Source organism: Candidatus Formimonas warabiya (assembly GCF_002777255.1).
Taxonomy (GTDB): Bacteria; Bacillota; Dehalobacteriia; order Dehalobacteriales; family Dehalobacteriaceae; genus Formimonas; species Formimonas warabiya.
This window is the reverse complement of record NZ_CP017634.1, coordinates 2,970,563-2,989,726: the sequence shown is the minus strand read 5'-3', so window position 1 is coordinate 2,989,726 and position 19,164 is coordinate 2,970,563. Positions and strand designations below refer to the sequence as shown.

Below are 19,164 nucleotides of genomic sequence, written 5' to 3'. Positions count from 1 at the left end.
AGAAATGTCTCTATTTTCGATATTATCAACCTCCGTGAGCGGTCTGAAGGCGAGCCAGACAGCATTAAGCGTGATTGGCAACAACGTGGCAAATGTAAATACAGAGGGTTATTCCCGACAAAGAGTTGACTTGAGCGCAAGTGCATCCTATGAAGCGGCGTATTTTAACGGCCGGTTGGGAAGCGGAGTCACGATTGAAGGCGTAAGCCGGGTGAGCAATCGGTACCTGGAGGGGAGAATCCAAAGAGAACAGGCGAATGCTGATTCTTGGTCCACCCAGTTAGAACTTCTGGATAAAATCGAACTAGGCCTGAATAGTCTGGATTTATCTTCCCGGCTGGGTGACTTTTGGGATGCCTGGCATAATCTGTCGATCAATCCCACCATGGAAAGTCCCGCCTATGAGATCAAGGAACGGGCCGATGCATTGATCGGTGCGCTGCAGTCGGCAGGACAATTATTAACAGATGCGGAAAACGAGATTAATGAAACGATTACGGACCAGATCACTCAAGCCAATTCACTCGGTGAACAGATTGCCAAACTGAATGCCGAGATCAGTAGCAGTATCAAAAAGGGACAAGAACCTAATACCTTCCTGGATCAGCGTGATGTTCTGCTCAGAGAATTGGTGGGCATCACGGGAGCTGCTGTCACCTATAATCAGGACAACACGGTATCGGTAACCCTAGACATTACGGATTCTTCAGGCACATCCCAACAATTAAGCCTGATTGACGGCAGCAACGTTACGGCAATTCCCGACGGGGCGGCTGTGGACTCAACCAGCGGCAGTTTATATGGATTACAGAAGGTCAGGGATAATGAATTGCAGGATTACAAAAAGGATCTTGACGACTTGGCGAAGTCTTTGGTAGAGAAAGTCAATGACCTGCATAACCCCACAGACACAGGAATTAATTTCTTTAAGGAGCCGGTGACCGGGGTAGCCGACTTGGCCTTAAGCGATGAGGTGAAGGCGGATTACAACAATATTGGTGCGAACACCACTTCTGTAGAAGAAAAAGCAACCCTAGCGACAAATATTTATAATTTGGGCACGGCCTTTGCGAAAGATGTTTCGTCTTTTTTTGAGAGAGTGGGCACTGCCGTTAAAGTAGCGGAAACCCAGAACTCTTACGAAGAGGATATGATGTCGGAATTGGAGAATCTCCGGGCGGATGTATCCGGGGTTTCCCTGGATGAAGAAACGGCTTATATGATTATGTATCAGCGCTCTTATGAATCCTCGGCCAAGTTATTAGCCGTGATAGATGAAATGTTGGAGACGATAATAAATATGGTGTAATATGCTGTAATTATGGAGGATGGCAAAAATGAGGGTTACTAATTACGCGCATATGCAAAATTGGTTAAAGAGTCAACGTAAAGTATTGGAGCGTTTGAACCGGGCAGAACTGTCCGTGATGTCGGAAAAGGCACTTCAGGTTCCTTCGGACAACCCTGCGGGTATGAGCCGGGTGATCAATTTAAATCAACAAGTGCGCAAGCAAAATAACTTTAATACGGCGATTCAGGATGGGCTGGGCTGGCTGAAAATGGAGGAATTAACCATGGACTCGGTGAGCGACGCTTTGGCTGATGCCAAGGAGCTGGCGCTTACCGCAGTAAACGGTACCATTACCAGCCAGGAAAGCTATTCCTTAATGATCATTCAGGCGGATGAGCTGATTGAGTATGTCGTGAGTTTGGCCAATACCACCTATGGGGGGCAATATATTTTTTCCGGGGACACAACGGATATTATGCCCTTCAAACTAAATAGCGGCGGCACTGCGGTAGAACCTTACGCCGGAGGAAATGGCGCCTTGAAACGCCAGATTCAGGAGGACCAATCTGTTGCCGTGACCTACCGGGGCGACGAGTTATTTGAGGACAGCGGTGTATTTGCTTCCTTGTTTAAACTGAAAGAAGGCCTTGCCACGCAAAATACGGACCTTCTTCAGGAGGCTATTGGTGACTTGGATAATTCCTTTACCAAGGCGGTCGAATTCCAGGGGAGTATGGGGATCAGAATCAATCAGTTTGAAAGTATGGAAGAGATGCATACGGATCAGATTGATTACTTGGAAACCCTGATCACCAGTATCGAAGATGTTGATATCGTGCAGGCGATCACCGACCTCAAGTCGGAGCAAACCACCTATGCGGCGGTTTTGGCGGTGGGAGCGCAAATCATGAATGTCAGTCTATTAGATTATCTAAAATAACAAAAAGGAAATTACACGGAAATTGCAGAACAAAGAAGTTGACCGGAGGGTGAACTTCTTTGTTGTATTTACTCTGTTGTTCATATTTATAGACTTGAGGAGGCGCCGTGACATGAGTGAATTACCGGTAAAAGTGACTTTTCCCAAAGGGATTCTAGGCTTTGAACAAGTAGACGGTTATATTTTAGACTCGGATGAGCAGGGCATTCTTTTCAGTATCAGAGGAGAAAAAAACACGGATGTGGCTTTTTTAGCCATTAATCCTTTTATTTTTTTCCCCGATTATTCCTTTGATCTGGAGGATTTTGCCGCGGAGAGCATTGGCCTGATGGATATTTCCGATGCCTGGATTTTTACCTTGCTCACCATGTCCAAAGACATTTCCCGGGCAACGGCCAATTTATTGGGACCGTTGGTGATCAACAAAAAAAATCATCAAGGCATCCAGGTGGTTTTGAATGATTCCCGGTATACTACAAAGCATGCGGTTTTTGCCGATCATCCGCTGAAAGGGGGAAATGATTAAATGTTGGTAGTAACCAGGAAGAAAAACCAGGTGATAGTCATTGGCGATAATATTGTAATCAAGGTGATCGATATTATAGACGGGGAATATGTGAAAATTGGCGTGGAAGCCCCCAAAAGCGTCAGCATTCACCGGCTGGAAGTCTTTGATACAATTGTGAAAGAGAATAAGGCAGGCCAGCATGATCCCATTACCCTTAATAAAACGGTGCTGAATGAACTGGGTAAGTTGTTTAAAAACCGGGCCGGGGCGGAAAACAAGAAAGATGAAGAAACGATGCAGAATAAGATCGAAAAATAGAAAAAATTTGTTATAAAGCTCTAAAGTACAGAGGAAACATACCGATATTATTACTAGACAGGAAAGGATATTGGACCTGTGCTTAAGCGGCCGATTAAGCTAGGGTTTAATATACGAAAAGGATGATAATCAAGGAGGAATAACAATGAGAATTAATACCAATACGAGTGCGGCAACGGCAACACGGTACTTAAACAACGCCACCAACAGCATCACCAAAAATATGTCGAAATTATCCAGCGGTCTGCGCATCACCAATGCTGCTGACGATGCTACCGGGTTGGTTATTTCCGAACAGATGAAAAACCAGATTACAGGTTTCGACCAGGCGATCAAAAACGCGGAGCAGGCAAGCGCCATGCTGAATACGGCAGAAGGCGCCCTGGGCCAGCAAGAAAACATTGTTTCCCGTATCCGGGAACTGGTTGTGGGAGCCAACACGGGTAATATGACCGATGAAAACAAGCAAACTACCCAGGACGAAATTGACGAATTGCTCAGCCAGATTACAGATATTGCCACTAATACCGCTTACAATACCAAGAAATTGTTGAATGTTTCCGGCGCTAGTGGAGCAAAACTATCCCTTACCTTCCAGGTGGGAGCTAATGCTGGTGAGACATTGAAGGTAGACGTTAAAGCCTCAAGGTTAAAAGATTTAGGGTCTGGCACAGCTGGGCTTAGCGGTTTTACAATCATGTCCGGTACTGTTGGAAAAAGCACCGGTGCCATGTCCGGCTTGATAGCAACATTAGACCTTGCCCTTAAGGATCTTTCCGAAAACCGGGCTACCTTGGGAGCAACCATTAACCGTCTGGATTATACCGTCAGCAACCTGGAAGTTTCCAAAGAAAATTTGGATGCATCCAAGTCATTAGTTACCGACGTGGATATGGCGGATGAATATGTGGATATGAGCACCAACCAGATTTTGGAACAGGTCAGTATGTCCATGCTGTCTCAGGCAAACCAAAAATCTCAGAGCATTCTTACTCTCCTGCAGGGATAAGATCTTCCTTCGCGGCCAGTGTCGTACCCCGCCACTGGCCGCTTTTTATCTTTAGCTTTTTACTTGATTAAAGATAAGTAGGTGATCAGAAATGAAAATTGGTGCCGGCGGACCCCAGGTCCAGACGGTGGAGGAATTTAATCTGGGCAACCGGAAAGCGGCGGAACCAAAAGTGATTGAACAACACCCGGAGCGGTTGGCGGCGAAGAGTGATGAAGGGTTAAATGTCACCGCCCCGTGGGATAAAGTTGTCCAAACCGTGAATGATTTGAATAAGTTTTCCGCCTTAAGCAATACCCATCTGGAATTTGAGATTCAGGGCAGGATAGAAGATCTAAAGGTGAAGGTGATCAATGACGAAGGGAAAGTAATCCGGGAGATTCCCCCGGAAAAAGCTTTTGAAATGCTGGGAAGACTTCGAGAATCGTTGGGAGCGATCATCGATTGCTATGTCTAAATGATGAATCTCAACAAAGGGGGTGAACAAGATGCAAATCACAGGTCTGGGCACCGGAATGGATATTGATAGTCTTGTGGAAAGTCTGATGACGGCTGCGTCAGGAAAACTGACCAAGATGAAAGCGCAGCAAAGCACATATGCAAACCAGCTTTCTACCTGGAGCAATATCAAGACCAAATTAACCAGTTTCCAGAGTGCCATAGAGAAGCTTCAATCTAAGGATGTTTTTCAGGGTAAAGCGGCAAAAAGCAGCAATGAAGATATAGTCACAGTTTCAGCCGGTAGCGGCGCTGCGACAGGAAAATACCACCTGCATGTTACTTCCCTGGCTACATCCACCCAGGTGGGAAGTGCCGCCCGCATGGGCAAGACGGTAGCTGCCGATGCCGCCTTAAAAGATGCGGGACTTGCCCTAACTGTTACGGCGGGGAGCATCAGTGTCAACGGGACTAGTATTGATATTGATCCCACATCGGATACACTTAATAATGTTCTCACGAAAATTAATGCAGCCGTTACCGATGTGTATGCCTCTTTTGACAGCGGGAGTGGGAAGGTTACTTTTGCGTACATAGGTTCGGATCCGGACGGGACGGTGCAATTGGGAAGCGGGGCAGACAGCAGCAACTTTTTTCAAGCTATCGGGGTAGATGGGCAGACCGGGGCGGAAATTATCAGCAGCACATCTCTGGGAAGCGTCAGTACAACCAAAGTTTTGAGCTCTGCCAATTTGAATTACGACAGTCTGGCTGCTTCAGGCGAGTTTGAAATTAACGGGATTACAATCTCTTATGACGCATCAACCGATAGTTTATCCGACATAATTGACAGAATTAACAATTCTGATGCCCAGGTGACGGCCAACTATGATGCTACGGAAGACAAGCTGGTATTAACGGCCCAGTATACCGGCAGCAAGACCATCCAAATGCAGGATCTCAGCGGGAATTTTTTAGCGGCGGCCGGCCTGTCCGGTACCACCCAAATACTGGGGGAAAACGCCGCCTATTCCATTGACGAAATCAACGGGGGCAGCACCCTGTATAACAGTTCCAATGAGATCAGCGGTGTTATAACCGGTGTATCTTTCACCTTGGCGGAGGAAGGCGATGCCACAATTACGGTGACAAACGATACGGAAGATGCGCTCAGTGCCATGAAAGAGTTTGTCACGCAGTATAATAACGCGGTCAGCGCCATAGCCACAGCCACCGGAAAAGATGGACTTCTCCAAGGAGATTCAGTCGCCAATCGCTTGAAGAATAATTTGCGCCAGTATACTATGAATGTGGTAGGCAGTGTTTCCGGGGACTTAAACTTAGCCTCGGAAATGGGGATCTCCATTGATAAAGATGGAACCATGACCCTTGATGAAAGTGCGTTTAAGGAAGCGATGGCCGAAAATTCCGGTGCGGTTTATGACCTTTTCAACAGCACGGACGGCATTGCCACCCGCTTGTCCAATGAACTGGATACTTGGCTCAAAGATTCTACAGGGATTATTCCCTCCCAGGAAACTTCCCTGAATAAGCTCATGGATAATCTGGACACGGATATCGAAACCGAGACCGAAAGGCTAGAAAGAAAACAGGAACGGTTATATAAGAAATTTAATGCAATGGATACCGCGGTAAGTGCCCTGGAAAGCCAACTGAATTATGTATTACAAATGATTGAATCCATGAATTCTGATAACGACTAAGGAGGAACCCCATCCATGGCGAATATCAACAACCCCTATCAAGTTTACCGGCAGACTCAGATTAAAACAGCATCCCAAGGAGACTTAGTCTTAATGCTTTATGATGGGGCGATCCGCTTTACAAAACAAGCTGCCGCTGCCCTGGAGGAAAAAAATTGGGAAAACTCGTGCAATTATTTTGTTCGGGCTCAAGATATCGTGGAAGAACTGGATCAAACCTTGGATCTAAGTGTGGGCGAGGTAGCGGAAAACTTGCATCGGGTGTACCGGAGTATGAAATATTTTTTGGTACGGGCCAATATGCAAAAGGATCCGGTATTGGCAGGACGTGTCTGTAAAATGCTGGAGAAACTTCGCGCCGCCTGGGCCGTTGTTTTCAGTAAGTCCCCCGGGCATGAAGAAAGAGAGGGGAGCATCGGTGCCTAATACAGAGGGAGACCGGTCCCCCAAAGTGCATTCCATGAATTTGCTCATGGCGTACTGTGAAGAATTAAATCGGTTGATCCAAGAACAGGGTGAAGCGGTTCAACAACAGGATTTTGAGAAAGTTAACGAGACGATAAAGGATTTTAACCGCTTAAAGGAGAATATTATTAGGGAACAGGGTTGGCTGCGCAACCATGATGGAAGTTGGAAAGAATCCAAGGAAACCCGCAAAACGATCCAGGATTTGCTTGAGAAGGCTGCCCAGGGCAGTAAAGCCAGCATCCGAACGCTGCAGGAATCTATGAAACAAATCAGGGCTGAGGTAAATGTGGTCAATCAAATCGGCACATACTTGAACCGGGGAGGCAAACAGCCGAAAATTATTGATAAAAGTGTTTAGAAAAAGCGCTGTCGGCGCTTTTTCGTGATTGCAGGCATGACCGAGGAGGGAACTGTATGCCAGAAAAAAAATTGAAAGATCAAAATATGCCATCCCGGAAAGAGATGCTGGACCAAATGACGATCAGTGCCAATCAATATCTGGACCGGGCTCTACCGGAAATTAAAGTTTTGGCGGACGGGTTTTATCAAGGCCCGTCAGAGGAGACATGGAAAAGCCTGCTCCAATTGCTGGAGGGGATTCAATGGCTGTTGGAGTATATGAATCACCTGGTTTGTCACAAGGAATTGTATGCGAACGGGGATAAATTCAGAGAAATATCGGCAAATCTGCAGAATCAATTGCATCAATTTGAGGAAGCCCTTAAGTCCCAGGATGCTACTTTGATGGGGGATATTCTTCACTTTGAAGTGATTCTTATCCTGGAATCAGCAAAAAATGAGATTCTGATGATCATTGACAAAGAGGGCATTGGACATGATCTTAACTGATAATATTATCGTTTTAAAACAATTGAATCCTGATATTTGGGAAAAAATAAAAGGCCTGGAAGGAGAAATGGCTCAATCCTTGATCAAGGTGGTCTTATCAAAAAGCGGCTTGTCTACCATTACCATTGATGAGGCGGGAGAAGTATATTTACACAGTAAATATGACCCGCAAAATGAAGCGGCACGGTTTATTTCCCAGTATAAGGAAGAAGATTTGGAGAAATATGAGCATATTTTCTTTTACGGTTTTGGCTTAGGCTATCATGTGGCGGAATGTATGAAAAAGTTTCCTGAAAAAGATTTTTCTATTTATGAACCGAGCAAGGAGGTTTTTTTTCATGCTCTTTCCGTAACCATTCTCAAGGAGTTGCCCCTAAAACATCTAAAAAACTTATTCATTGAGTTTCAACCAGATGATCTAGACAGTTATCTCAACAGTTTTGTCGGCAGCATGAATAAAGAAACATTGCTGGTAGCAATGCCCGGTTATGAGCGTTGTTTTTCTGAACATTACCGGAGATTTAACAGTGAGTTTGTGCAACGGTTAAAAAATAGAAAAGTTGCTCTGAATATAAATTTGGCCTTTGAAAAACTGTGGACGATCAACAGTCTCATGAATTTTGCTGAGGTTGCCAAAACACCCAACATCCTGCATGATATAGATAAAAGTCACTTTAAGGACAAGCCAGCTGTGCTGGTTTCTGCCGGACCTTCTTTGGAAGAAGAACTGGACAATTTAAAGTATATTAAGGAAAAGGGCTTGGCCTATATATTTGCTGTGGGGTCGGCCGTAAAAGCCTTGGTTGGGAAGGGAATTAGTCCGGATGCGGTATGCTCCTATGATCCAACACCTTCGAACAGGAATATGTATGCAGAAGTCAAACAACTGAAGATTACCCATATACCATTGATTTTTGGCAGCAGTGTGTATTGCGAAACGTTAGGAACCTATCCTGGGCCCAAAGTTCATATGGTTATTAGCCAGGACACGGTGGCTCCCTTTTATTTGTCTCATCCCCAGGGAAACCTGCATAAGCTGATAGATGCTCCCAGTATCGCCGTGGTGACTTTAGAACTCCTGATTAAATTGGGTTGTAATCCTATCATACTGGTAGGACAAAACTTAGCCTTCAGAAACGACCGGTGGTATGCTAAAGGAATTTATGAAGAAGATTTAGAAAAACAGACTGAGCGGGTAAAAAAAGCTTCCCTGGAAGTAGAAGATGTTTATGGCGGTAAAGTTCGTACAGAAGATTCATTGAATCGGATGAGGCTTCAAATGGAACAGTATCTCTACATATTTTCTCCATGCCGGGTTATCAATACCACAAAAGGTGGTGCAAAGATCGACGGTGCTGATTTTGTGCCGCTGGAAGCAGTGATGAAAGATTGTTTAACGAAAAGGGTTGTGACAAATTGGTTGACGGGACAGGAGAGTGCCCAGTATTCTACAAAACATAAATTGGAACAAGCAAAAATCATGGATGAATCTTACCAAGAGTGTCTTCAACTATTGGATAAAGTAAATCAAATTCTTCTTGATTTGGAAAAACAAGCGGCCAAAAACTATTCAAATCGTATCAGTCATCTTTTCCCTAAGTTGGATAAAGGCTTCAAACAACTGGCGAACAACATATTTTTCCTGTTTTTTTTGCTTCCTATGAATCGAGTACGTCATGATCTCCTGGTAAACAATATTTCAGAAATGCGTTTGGAAAAAAACATCATAGAGAAAGCCGGAAAAGTAGGAAAGAGTTTTGGCCCATTTATTAATGATTGCAGGAAAGACTTACAGTTAATTGAACCTTATTTCCGGGATGTCCAAGAAATAATTCTAAACCCTGAATCCACGAATTAAAGAGAGGTGGCAGTGTTTTTTGTTATGAAAATACTTGTTACTGGGGCAGATGGTTTTATTGGCAGTAATCTGGTCGAAGAAATACTTAAGGAAGGCTACCAGGTTAAAGCATTTGTATTTTATAATTCTTTCAACTCCTGGGGCTGGTTGGACACCTTTCCTAGAAAAATACTGAATGATATTGAGGTATTCCCGGGAGACATTCGTGATCCCAATGCAGTACGAAATGCGGTCAAAGGTGTAGAGGCAGTGATTCACTTGGCTGCTTTGATTGCTATCCCTTTTAGTTATTTGGCCCCAGATACCTATGTGGATACCAACATCAAGGGAACACTCAACGTGCTTCAAGCTGCACGGGACTATGGAATATCACGGGTGCTGGTCACATCTACCTCAGAGGTATACGGTACCGCTCAGTACGTTCCTATTGATGAAAAGCATCCTTTCCAGGGACAGTCTCCTTATTCCGCTTCGAAGATCGGGGCTGATCGATTGGCTGAGTCTTTTTTTCGCAGCTTTGACCTGCCTGTAACCATTGTCCGTCCTTTCAATACTTATGGCCCCAGGCAGTCGGCCCGGGCTGTGATTCCTACAATTATTACTCAACTTCTTTCCGGGGTCAAAGAAATCAAAATGGGTTCCCTGGAACCTACCAGGGATTTCAATTATGTCACCGATACGGTACGTGGTTTTTTGGAGATTTTAAAGAGTGACCGCGTCTGTGGTGAAGAGATCAATATTGCTACCCAAAAAGAAATTTCTATCGGAGATCTAGCTCGTGAATTAATTCGACAGATCAATCCCGAAGCTCAGATTGCCTGTGACGAGCAACGCTTACGTCCTGAAAAAAGTGAGGTACAGCGTTTGGTAGGGTCTAACGAAAAGATTAGGCGTATGACATCTTGGACGCCGGTTTTTACCCTGGAAAAAGGACTTGGCGAAACCATTGACTGGTTTAGGGATAACCTTGATAAATACAAATCGGAAGTTTATAACGTATAAAAAGTTGGTGATTCACGATGGGTCATTTTATTCCCCTTTCCGTGCCCAATTTCCAGGGGCGGGAACTTGCCTATGTTACCGATGCGGTAAGTCAGGGGTGGGTCTCCAGCGGCGGTGAATATGTTTCCCGTTTTGAGAAGCAAGTAGCAGCTTACACAAAAATGCCTGGTGCTGTCGCGTGTCAAACTGGCACGGCGGGTTTGCATTTGGCGATGTTGTTGTGCGGGGTACGAACGGGTGATCTGGTTATCGCTCCTACCCTGACTTTTATTGCTGCGGTAAACCCAATTCGGTATGTTGGTGCGGAACCGGTGTTCATGGATTGCGATCAAAGCTTGTGTTTGGATCCTGAAAAGTTAAAGTCCTTCTGCCATGAAGAATGCCGTTTTGATGATGGGATACTGATCCACAGGGCCACCGGTCGAAGAGTGCGTGCTGTGGTGGTGGTTCATGTTTTTGGAAACATGGCGGGTATGGAAGCCATCGTAGATATTGCGGTAAAATATGGATTGTTGATTATTGAAGACGCCACAGAAGCGTTGGGGACATATTATACCGGGGGAAGATTGGCTGGTCGGATGGCGGGTTCCCTGGGGCATGTAGGAGTGTTTTCCTTTAACGGAAACAAAATTATTACCACCGGTGGAGGCGGAATGCTGGTCAGTGGAGACGAAAATACCCTTAGAAAGGCGAAGTATTTGTCCACTCAGGCCAAGGATGATGAACTTTATTATATCCACGAGGAAGTTGGGTACAACTATCGCATGACCAATGTGCAGGCAGCGATCGGTGTTGCCCAACTGGAACAGTTAGAAAGTTTTATTAGGGTTAAAGAACGAAACTTTGCACTATATTGTGAAATCATTGGTACAGATGGTCCGTTACGGATGCTGCCCTTTCGGGAAGATACCAGATCTAACCACTGGTTTTATTCTCTTTATCTGGACTTGGAGGAAATCGGCCTGGATAGGGACGCGCTGATTCAGGAGTTGGAGCAAAGGGGTATCCAAGGCCGTCCCATTTGGGGGCTGATTCATGAGCAGAAACCCTACCGTGGTTCCTTTGCATATCACATCGAAAGGGCTTTTCATTACTTCGAAAGGGTGGTGAACCTGCCGTGCAGCACCAGCCTTTCTGAAAAGGATGTGGAAAAGGTAGCCTATACTGTTCTGGAATTTGCTGGAAGGTGATGAGGGGATTATATGTTTAATGTAGCGGATCTTGTTATTTCAGAGCAGGTGACAATTGTTGAGGCGCTCAAAAAATTGGATCAAACCGGGAAAAAGGTGCTGTTTATTACAGATGAAAATAACGGACTGAAGGCAAGCCTTACCGATGGGGATATCCGGCGCTGGATTCTTGCTTCCGGGGATTTAAATGCCTGCGTAAGCCGGGCAATGCATTTAAAACCCCGTTTCATTAAGAAGGGGGAGGAGCATAAGGCATTAAAAGTATTGAGACAGTATGGGTTGGATTCACTACCTGTTTTGAACGAAGCCGGCTGCCTGATCGATGTGTTGTTTTGGCATGAATTGGACGGTAAATGGAACCGGACAAATGTTCTCGAAGGGGTACCGATAATCATTATGGCAGGGGGTAAGGGAACCAGACTATTTCCTTATACCAAAATCTTGCCAAAGCCTTTAATTCCCATTGGTGATACGCCGATCATCGAGCACATTGTGAATCGGTTCTATAACTATGGTGCCCAGAGATTTTTTCTTACTGTCAACTGTAAAAAAAACATGATCAAATCCTATTTTTCTGAAATTGAAAAAGATTATGTTGTTGAATATGTGGAGGAGGAGACTCCGTTGGGAACGGGAGGCAGTCTCTCCCTGCTTAAAGGATTAATAGATTGCCCATTTTTTGTCTCGAATTGCGATATATTAGTAGATGCTGATTATGGCGATATCTACAACCACCATGTGAAGAATGGCAATAAAATGACTATCGTAACTTCCCTGAAAAATGTAGTTATTCCTTATGGGGTAATCCATTTAAATGGGGAGGGATTTATCAGCAGTATGGAGGAAAAACCGGAACTGCATTATCTTGTCAATACAGGGCTGTATGTACTGGAGCCGGATATCCTTGCCCAGGTACCGGGAGATACAATTTTCCACTTAACTGATCTGATCAGCCAACTTACCGCCAAAGGGGAAAAGGTTGGCGTTTACCCGGTAAGTTCCGAGTCATTTTTGGACATGGGCCAATTTGATGAACTTGAAAAAATGAAACGACGGCTTGGCATCGAATGATGCACAGAAAGGTGCGAATTAAGTGAAGAAAAACGTCCTCGTTTATCCTTGCGGTACAGAAATTGGACTGGAAATTTACCGGGCAGCCTGCAATTCCATCCATTTTCGTCTTATCGGTGGTTCCAGTACTTATGACCATGGGCGGTTTGTTTATAAAAACCATATTGATGGGATCCCGTTTATTACGGACAGCAGTGATGATTCTTTTATTAATGATTTTAATGCCATCTTGGAGCATTATCATATTGATTATATTTATCCGTCGATGGATGGAGTTGTCTACAAATTGGCGGAATTTTCCCAGCGGCTTGCTGCTACCCTGATTGCTCCTGATTTTTTCACCACATCGGTTTGCCGGTCCAAAAGAAAGACTTATGACCTTTTTAAGCACATTCTTGTTGTTCCCAAAGAATACATGTCACCCGACGAAGTGGAGTCCTTCCCCGTTTTTTTAAAACCGGATGTCGGACAAGGTTCCGCAGGTACCCAGGTGGCCCGTGATATGGACCAATTGAAGTTTTATCTCAAACAAAATCCCTCCCTCATGATCCTGGAGTATTTGCCGGGTAAGGAATATACTGTAGATTGTTTTACTAATCGAGCCGGGCGGTTGGTCTTCGTGGGAGGACGGGACCGAAAACGGATTAAAAGCGGTATCAGTATTAACGCAACGCAAGCTTATCACGACCAGTTCTTCTTTGTTGCAGAAAAAATAAACAGCTTGTTGCATCAAAAAGGCGGATGGTTTTTTCAGCTAAAAGAAAATGCCCGGGGTGAACTTTCCCTTTTGGAGGTGGCAGCAAGGATTGCGGGAACCTCTACTTTCTTCCGGGGCAAAGGCATTAATCTTCCCTTGCTTACCATGTTTACTTTTAACGGTCAGCAGATCGATGATGTCTTAGAAAATAAATACGATCTGGAACTGGATCGTGCCCTATATAACAGGTTTCGCATTGACTTAAAATACTCCCATGTGTACCTTGACTACGATGACACAGTAGTGATTGATGGACAGGTAAATCCCTTGATGATAGCGTTTATCTTCCAGTGTCTTAATGAACAGATACCCGTTCATTTGATTACCAAGCATGAGAAAGATATTCAGGCTGAACTGGAACAAAAACGGTTGACCCATTTGTTTGACGAAATAATCCATCTTCAGCGTTCCGAGGAAAAGTATGTGCGTATTCAGGAGAGGGATGCGATTTTTATTGACGATTCGTACAATGAACGTCGAAAAGTTTTTGAAAATAAGGGGATTCCGGTATTTGATACACATATGCTGGAATGCTTGTTAAAATAGATAGAAATTGAGGTGATGAACATTAGTAAGGTGATTGTTATTGCAGAAGCCGGCGTCAACCATAATGGAAGTATGGAGCTCGCTAAAGAAATGATTATAAAGGCGAAGGAAGCAGGGGCCGATATTGTGAAATTCCAAACGGCTGTTCCGGAACTGGTCATGACTCGTTCTGCGGGTAAAGCCGAATACCAAGTTAAATTAACCGGTGATCAAGAGAGCCAGCTCGAAATGTGCAAAAGAATCCACTTGCCGATTGATAGTTACAAAGAATTGAAGAGCTATGCCAAAAAAGCAGGCATAGAATTTCTTTCCTCTCCCTTTGATCTGGTTTCTATAGATGTTTTAGAAGAAATAGGGTTGGCTACATTCAAAATTCCCTCGGGGGAAATTACCAATCTGACCTACCTTGAAAAAATTGGGCGTTTGGGAAAAAGAGTGATCATGTCCGTAGGAATGGCGACTCTTGGGGAGATTGAAGCAGCAGTAACTGTATTGGAACGCTGCGGAACAAAAAGAGAGAATATTATTGTACTTCATTGCAATACTCAGTACCCTACCCCTTACGAGGATGTCAACCTCAATGCGATGCTAACCATTCGCGATGCCTTAAAGGTGCGGGTAGGATATTCCGATCACACACCTGGGATTGAGATTCCTATTGCCGCCGTAACAATGGGTGCTTGTGTGATAGAAAAACATTTTACTTTAGACCGTAATATGGAAGGCCCGGATCATAAGGCTAGCTTAGAGCCACAGGAGTTGTCAGCCATGGTGCAGGCGATACGTCATGTGGAGTCTGCTCTTGGTGACGGTATCAAGAGGCCATCCCAATCTGAACAGCCAAACATTTCTATTGCCCGCAAAAGCATTGTGGCAGCCCGGGCCATAAGAAAAGGTGAGTTGTTTACCACAGAGAACCTGATTGTTAAGCGTCCGGGTAACGGGATCTCGCCGATGAGATGGTACGAAGTATTGGGGCAAATTGCCTTGAAAGATTTTGAAGAGGACGAACTGATTAAGATATAAAAATGGGGAATAATGGTTAATATTATTTATTTATTTTATGAATTAATAAAGAGGTGGGGATATGACGTTAAACATATTAACTGAAGCTTCCGGAAGCCTCACATCAGCATATCTGATTAAAGCAGTACAAGAAGCAGGTTATCGAGCAGTAGCATCCGATATCAATCCGGATTGTGCCGGTCGTTACTTGGCTGACGATTTCATTTTAATGCCTTCAAAGAATGACATTAATTTATGGGAAAAGGTAGTACCTGCTTTAGCTCAACGTAAGGTGAATCTTGTAATTCCCTCTTTAGATGAAACTATGTTAGGCTGGGCTGAAAGAAAAAAAGAATTAAAAAAATTAGGAATTCATGTGGTAATATCAGAGGAATCTACTGTTAAAATATTTCAGGATAAGTGGTTAACATACCGATTTTTTTTAGAGAAGGGCATTCCCACGCCAAAAACGAGCTTGGAGCAACAATACCCTTTAGTTAAACCAAGACAGGGTCGAGGAGCGGTTGGCGTCGTGGTGACTTCAGATTCTGTTAATATGGAAGGCATGATTTCTCAAGAAGTGATTGAGGGAGAAGAATATACCATCGATGTTTTTTGTGATAAAATTTCAAATCCAATTTATATTGTTCCTCGAAAAAGGCAAGGAGTAAAGGATGGCAAATCTACGGGAGGAATTGTGGTAAAGCAGGTTGAAATCATTAGCTGGGTGGAAAAAATTTGCAAGTCCATTTCGTTTATTGGTCCGATAAATTTGCAGTGTTTTGTATGTAAAGACGAAACTATTAAATTTACTGAAATCAATCCTCGTGTGGCCGGAGGAATGGCGTTAGGCTTCGCAGCAACGGAAAATTGGATTAATCTCATAGTAGACCATTTTTTCTATGATAAAGATATTAAACCCAAACCAATAAAATTTGGCATGAAAATGATGAGGTACTATGCTGAAGTTTTTGTATCCTAAAATAAAATGGGATAATATTAAAGCTGTGGGATTTGATCTGGATGGAACTCTTTATGAAGAATTGGAGTTCATTTTGCAGGTTTACAAACCCATTTCCCGGTTGTTGGCAGAAACATGCCTGGCCGACAATAAAGAGGTTTATTCATGGATGATTAAACGGTGGTTGGAAAAGGGGAGTTCTTATCATCATATTTTTGAGGAAGTACTTGCTAGTTATGGGATTAAAGATGATCCTCAACAACAAACAATTGCAGAGTGCCTGGAAGTTTTCCGGGAGTTTGATCCCAAATTATGTTTGGCTGAGCGAGTGCGGATTTTGCTGGATATTTTTTCTGAGCAGTTTGAATTGTTTTTAATTACTGACGGTTCGCCTCACTTACAAAAGGCTAAGTTCCGGGCGCTAGGTCTGGAAAGATGGTTTAAAAACAAGAATGTGGGGATATCGGGAGCTTATGGCAAATGCTATGAAAAACCGGCTACATTAATAACCCAAAAAATCAACTTGCTTTGTTCAGGTTTACACCCTCAAGATGTAGTTTTCTTTGGAGATCGGGATGTTGACCGGGAATTTTCCATAAATGCGGGTTACCAGTTTGTCAAGGTGAAGCTCTTATATGCGGGGGAGACGAGTAAATGAAAAAACGTAAGGTTCTAGGTGTGACAGGAATCCGTTCAGAGTATGATATTATGTCTTCAGTGTTCGGTGCGATTCATCATCATCCTTTACTAGAATTAGAGTTAATTGTAACGGGAGCCCACCTTGCTCCTGCTTATGGATTCACTATTCAAGAAATCAAGCAGGATGGTTTTAAGATTGCAGATGAAGTAGAAAGTTTAATTAATGGAGATATTGCTTCGACACGTGTAAAAGGAATGGCGATTCAATTGCAAGGGATGGTCCAAACGGTCCGAAGGGTAAACCCTGACTTTTTATTAGTTTTGGGGGACAGGGAAGAAGCTATGTCCACTGCTTTAATTGGGGCGTATATGAATATTCCCGTGGTTCATATCGGGGGTGGGGATAGAGTTGTAGGAAATGTAGATGATCAGGTGAGGCATGCGGTTACAAAATTAGCTCATGTACATTTTGTAACGAATCAAGAAAGTTTCGACCGGGTAGTAAGGCTGGGGGAGCAACCATTTCGCATATATAATGTAGGAAATCCGGGCCTAGATAGGATTATCTCAGTTCCTCAATTAACAGCTGTGGAGCTCTCAGAACGATTAGAATTTGAAATTTTCGAAGGAGAACCCTTTGTTTTATTGATTCAGCATGTAATTTCTACAGAAATTGACTCTGCTTATTTTCAGATGAAACAAACATTAGAAGCAGTGAAGAAATTGGGTATCAAAACGATTCTCAGTTATCCAAATTCAGATGCCGGAAGTCAACAGATGATTAGGGCCATTAGTGAATTTGAGGATCTGCCTTTTTTATTTACAGCAAAAAATATTCCGCGAATTGAGTTTATTAATATTATGCGGAGAACCAGCTGCATGTTAGGAAATTCCAGTGCTGGAATATTGGAGGCACCTCTCTTAAACCTACCGGTGGTAAATGTGGGAAATCGCCAAAAAGGACGTTTGCATGCAGAAAATGTTCAATTTGTTCCTCATGAAGTAAATGCCATTTGTTCTGCGGTGGAAAAAGCACTGTTTGACCAATCATACCGTGAAAAGGTTGCAAAGTGTACAAATCCCTATGGAGACGGTCATTCTTCTGAAAGGATATCTGATATCCTGGCAAATATTCCGATTGATGAAAAATTATTGATAAAGGATATGGTCTATTAATGGGTAAAAATGTCATAGTTGTCGCTCCCCATCCCGATGATGAAACCTTGGGCTGTGGAGGTACCTTATTAAAGCATAAAAGCAAGTTGGATGTCATTCATTGGTTAATTGTGACGGGAATTTTACCTGAAAATGAAGTGTCTATGGTACAAATGAAACAGCGTGATATAGAAATTCAACAAGTCGCAGAAAAATATGGGTTTGATACGGTGCATAGTTTGCAGTTACCTACGACAAAGCTTGATACCATTCCCTTAAGCGTGATAATTGAAAAAATAGGCTGTATCTTTAAGCAAGTATTGCCTGAGATTGTATATGTTCCTTTCAGAGGAGATGTACATACTGATCATAGGATTGTTTTTGATGGGGTAATGGCGGCAACTAAATGGTTCCGTTTTAACTCTATTAAAAAAGTACTAATTTATGAAACTCTTTCTGAGACTGAATTTGGATCAAATCTTGAGGCCAAAGGTTTTTGTCCTAACGTGTTTATTGATATTGCCGATTATGTAGATTTAAAGGTAGAAATTATGAAGACTTATATCGGTGAAGTTGGAGAGTTTCCTTTCCCACGCAGTGATTTAGCGATTCGCTCCTTAGCATATATTCGTGGTGCAGCGGCGGGATGTATGGCTGCAGAGGCTTTTATGCTATTAAAAGAGATCTGTTGAACAGAAAAATATTTTTTTAAGTAGGTGAAAAATTGATTAATAACCAAAAAATTTTAGGGCTTATTCCGGCGCGGGGGGGGTCAAAGGGAGTTCCACGAAAGAATATCCGTCATGTTGCGGGAAAGCCGCTTATCGCTTGGACCATTGAAGAAGCGAAAAAATCAAAGTATATAGATCGATTAATCCTATCATCAGAAGACGAGGAGATTATTAAAGTAGCTAAAACTTTGGGGTGTGAAGTTCCCTTTGTGCGACCAGCGGAACTTGCCCGGGACGAAACCCCGGGAATTGATCCTGTATTGCACGCATTGAAATTCTTGCCTGGGTATGATTATATTGTTTTACTTCAACCAACATCTCCCTTAAGAAGTGTACTGGATATAGACGGTTGTTTAGAGAACTGTGTATTTCATAATGCCAACGCTTGTGTGTCGGTGTCGGAAGTTGAAAAGAGTCCATATTGGATGTATGAAATTGATGCTAATTGTTGCTTAAAACCCATAATCAAGATGGAAAAACCATTTACCCGGAGACAGGATTTACCTCGGGTGTTTGCTTTAAATGGGGCAGTCTATGTGGCAAGAATTGAATGGTTATTGGGAAAAAAGAGTTTCCTTTCAGAGGAAACAACGGCATTTATTATGCCACGTGAACGTTCCTTTGATATTGATACGAAGTTTGATTTAAGATTAGTTGAAAGTATATTTCAAAATACTTTGCAGTATTAAGGGAGGGTATAGTGT

General features: G+C 43.3%; 21 protein-coding genes. All 21 read left to right on the top strand.

All coding sequences use genetic code 11. The features are described 5' to 3' along the window. The first annotated feature begins 4 nt into the window (after positions 1-4). Positions 5-1,309 (top strand): flagellar hook-associated protein FlgK, encoded by a 1,305-nt coding sequence (flgK, locus tag DCMF_RS13815; RefSeq protein ID WP_148134957.1) that lies wholly within the window; start codon positions 5-7, stop codon positions 1,307-1,309. Positions 1,310-1,337: 28 nt separating this feature from the next. Further along, positions 1,338-2,231 (top strand): flagellar hook-associated protein FlgL, encoded by an 894-nt coding sequence (flgL, locus tag DCMF_RS13810; protein ID WP_214659337.1) that lies wholly within the window; start codon positions 1,338-1,340, stop codon positions 2,229-2,231. A 112-nt stretch (positions 2,232-2,343) separates the two neighbouring features. Then, positions 2,344-2,757 (top strand): flagellar assembly protein FliW, encoded by a 414-nt coding sequence (locus DCMF_RS13805; RefSeq protein ID WP_148134955.1) that lies wholly within the window; start codon positions 2,344-2,346, stop codon positions 2,755-2,757. Next, entirely contained in the window at positions 2,758-3,057 is a 300-nt protein-coding gene (locus DCMF_RS30340; protein WP_148134954.1) for a carbon storage regulator, read from the top strand. It begins immediately after the preceding gene. Between the two features lie 145 nt (positions 3,058-3,202). Then, positions 3,203-4,066 (top strand): flagellin N-terminal helical domain-containing protein, encoded by an 864-nt coding sequence (locus DCMF_RS13795; protein ID WP_148134953.1) that lies wholly within the window; start codon positions 3,203-3,205, stop codon positions 4,064-4,066. Positions 4,067-4,157: 91 nt separating this feature from the next. Then, entirely contained in the window at positions 4,158-4,523 is a 366-nt protein-coding gene (locus DCMF_RS13790) for a flagellar protein FlaG (RefSeq protein ID WP_148134952.1), read from the top strand. A gap of 31 nt (positions 4,524-4,554) precedes the next feature. Then, positions 4,555-6,228, top strand: a complete 1,674-nt coding sequence (gene fliD, locus DCMF_RS13785; RefSeq protein ID WP_148134951.1) for a flagellar filament capping protein FliD — start codon at positions 4,555-4,557, stop codon at positions 6,226-6,228. 15 nt (positions 6,229-6,243) lie between these two features. After that, on the top strand, positions 6,244-6,654 hold the full coding sequence (fliS, locus tag DCMF_RS13780) for a flagellar export chaperone FliS (RefSeq protein ID WP_148134950.1): 411 nt from the start codon (positions 6,244-6,246) through the stop codon (positions 6,652-6,654). Beyond that, a complete protein-coding gene (locus tag DCMF_RS13775; RefSeq protein WP_148134949.1) occupies positions 6,647-7,054 on the top strand; it encodes a hypothetical protein in 408 nt (135 codons plus the stop codon). Before fliS ends, DCMF_RS13775 begins: the two co-directional genes overlap by 8 nt. A gap of 56 nt (positions 7,055-7,110) precedes the next feature. Continuing rightward, positions 7,111-7,545, top strand: coding sequence for a hypothetical protein (locus DCMF_RS13770; protein WP_148134948.1), 435 nt, complete (start codon positions 7,111-7,113; stop codon positions 7,543-7,545). Continuing rightward, the gene (locus tag DCMF_RS13765; protein ID WP_148134947.1) at positions 7,532-9,403 is read left to right on the top strand and encodes a motility associated factor glycosyltransferase family protein; all 1,872 of its coding nucleotides are present in this window, start codon (positions 7,532-7,534) and stop codon (positions 9,401-9,403) included. Before DCMF_RS13770 ends, DCMF_RS13765 begins: the two co-directional genes overlap by 14 nt. Before the next feature lie 24 nt (positions 9,404-9,427). After that, the gene (locus DCMF_RS13760; protein WP_148137905.1) at positions 9,428-10,405 is read left to right on the top strand and encodes an NAD-dependent 4,6-dehydratase LegB; all 978 of its coding nucleotides are present in this window, start codon (positions 9,428-9,430) and stop codon (positions 10,403-10,405) included. Positions 10,406-10,422: 17 nt separating this feature from the next. Continuing rightward, entirely contained in the window at positions 10,423-11,595 is a 1,173-nt protein-coding gene (locus DCMF_RS13755) for a LegC family aminotransferase (RefSeq protein ID WP_148134946.1), read from the top strand. A gap of 12 nt (positions 11,596-11,607) precedes the next feature. Next, positions 11,608-12,666, top strand: coding sequence for a nucleotidyltransferase family protein (locus DCMF_RS13750; protein ID WP_148134945.1), 1,059 nt, complete (start codon positions 11,608-11,610; stop codon positions 12,664-12,666). Positions 12,667-12,688: 22 nt separating this feature from the next. After that, positions 12,689-13,969, top strand: a complete 1,281-nt coding sequence (locus DCMF_RS13745) for an ATP-grasp domain-containing protein (protein ID WP_148134944.1) — start codon at positions 12,689-12,691, stop codon at positions 13,967-13,969. Positions 13,970-13,984: 15 nt separating this feature from the next. Beyond that, positions 13,985-14,995: an N-acetylneuraminate synthase gene (neuB, locus tag DCMF_RS13740; protein ID WP_269467164.1), complete on the top strand. Its 1,011-nt coding sequence runs from the start codon at positions 13,985-13,987 to the stop codon at positions 14,993-14,995. 61 nt (positions 14,996-15,056) lie between these two features. Further along, positions 15,057-15,956: an ATP-grasp domain-containing protein gene (locus DCMF_RS13735; protein WP_148134943.1), complete on the top strand. Its 900-nt coding sequence runs from the start codon at positions 15,057-15,059 to the stop codon at positions 15,954-15,956. Then, a complete protein-coding gene (locus DCMF_RS13730; RefSeq protein WP_148134942.1) occupies positions 15,934-16,593 on the top strand; it encodes an HAD family hydrolase in 660 nt (219 codons plus the stop codon). Before DCMF_RS13735 ends, DCMF_RS13730 begins: the two co-directional genes overlap by 23 nt. Further along, positions 16,590-17,750 (top strand): UDP-N-acetylglucosamine 2-epimerase, encoded by a 1,161-nt coding sequence (gene neuC / locus DCMF_RS13725; protein ID WP_148134941.1) that lies wholly within the window; start codon positions 16,590-16,592, stop codon positions 17,748-17,750. Before DCMF_RS13730 ends, neuC begins: the two co-directional genes overlap by 4 nt. Further along, the gene (locus DCMF_RS13720) at positions 17,750-18,421 is read left to right on the top strand and encodes a PIG-L deacetylase family protein (protein ID WP_148134940.1); all 672 of its coding nucleotides are present in this window, start codon (positions 17,750-17,752) and stop codon (positions 18,419-18,421) included. Before neuC ends, DCMF_RS13720 begins: the two co-directional genes overlap by 1 nt. Before the next feature lie 32 nt (positions 18,422-18,453). Then, positions 18,454-19,149, top strand: a complete 696-nt coding sequence (locus DCMF_RS13715) for an acylneuraminate cytidylyltransferase family protein (RefSeq protein ID WP_148134939.1) — start codon at positions 18,454-18,456, stop codon at positions 19,147-19,149. Positions 19,150-19,164: the final 15 nt, after the last annotated feature.

Bases quoted from the DNA above. Each gene is read 5' to 3' on its own strand.
- flgK (WP_148134957.1), top strand. From the start codon at position 5: ATGTCTCTATTTTCGATATTATCAACCTCCGTGAGCGGTCTGAAGGCG.
- flgL (WP_214659337.1), top strand. From the start codon at position 1,338: ATGAGGGTTACTAATTACGCGCATATGCAAAATTGGTTAAAGAGTCAA.
- DCMF_RS13805 (WP_148134955.1), top strand. From the start codon at position 2,344: ATGAGTGAATTACCGGTAAAAGTGACTTTTCCCAAAGGGATTCTAGGC.
- DCMF_RS30340 (WP_148134954.1), top strand. From the start codon at position 2,758: ATGTTGGTAGTAACCAGGAAGAAAAACCAGGTGATAGTCATTGGCGAT.
- DCMF_RS13795 (WP_148134953.1), top strand. From the start codon at position 3,203: ATGAGAATTAATACCAATACGAGTGCGGCAACGGCAACACGGTACTTA.
- DCMF_RS13790 (WP_148134952.1), top strand. From the start codon at position 4,158: ATGAAAATTGGTGCCGGCGGACCCCAGGTCCAGACGGTGGAGGAATTT.
- fliD (WP_148134951.1), top strand. From the start codon at position 4,555: ATGCAAATCACAGGTCTGGGCACCGGAATGGATATTGATAGTCTTGTG.
- fliS (WP_148134950.1), top strand. From the start codon at position 6,244: ATGGCGAATATCAACAACCCCTATCAAGTTTACCGGCAGACTCAGATT.
- DCMF_RS13770 (WP_148134948.1), top strand. From the start codon at position 7,111: ATGCCAGAAAAAAAATTGAAAGATCAAAATATGCCATCCCGGAAAGAG.
- DCMF_RS13765 (WP_148134947.1), top strand. From the start codon at position 7,532: ATGATCTTAACTGATAATATTATCGTTTTAAAACAATTGAATCCTGAT.
- DCMF_RS13760 (WP_148137905.1), top strand. From the start codon at position 9,428: ATGAAAATACTTGTTACTGGGGCAGATGGTTTTATTGGCAGTAATCTG.
- DCMF_RS13755 (WP_148134946.1), top strand. From the start codon at position 10,423: ATGGGTCATTTTATTCCCCTTTCCGTGCCCAATTTCCAGGGGCGGGAA.
- DCMF_RS13750 (WP_148134945.1), top strand. From the start codon at position 11,608: ATGTTTAATGTAGCGGATCTTGTTATTTCAGAGCAGGTGACAATTGTT.
- neuB (WP_269467164.1), top strand. From the start codon at position 13,985: ATGAACATTAGTAAGGTGATTGTTATTGCAGAAGCCGGCGTCAACCAT.
- DCMF_RS13735 (WP_148134943.1), top strand. From the start codon at position 15,057: ATGACGTTAAACATATTAACTGAAGCTTCCGGAAGCCTCACATCAGCA.
- DCMF_RS13730 (WP_148134942.1), top strand. From the start codon at position 15,934: ATGCTGAAGTTTTTGTATCCTAAAATAAAATGGGATAATATTAAAGCT.
- neuC (WP_148134941.1), top strand. From the start codon at position 16,590: ATGAAAAAACGTAAGGTTCTAGGTGTGACAGGAATCCGTTCAGAGTAT.
- DCMF_RS13720 (WP_148134940.1), top strand. From the start codon at position 17,750: ATGGGTAAAAATGTCATAGTTGTCGCTCCCCATCCCGATGATGAAACC.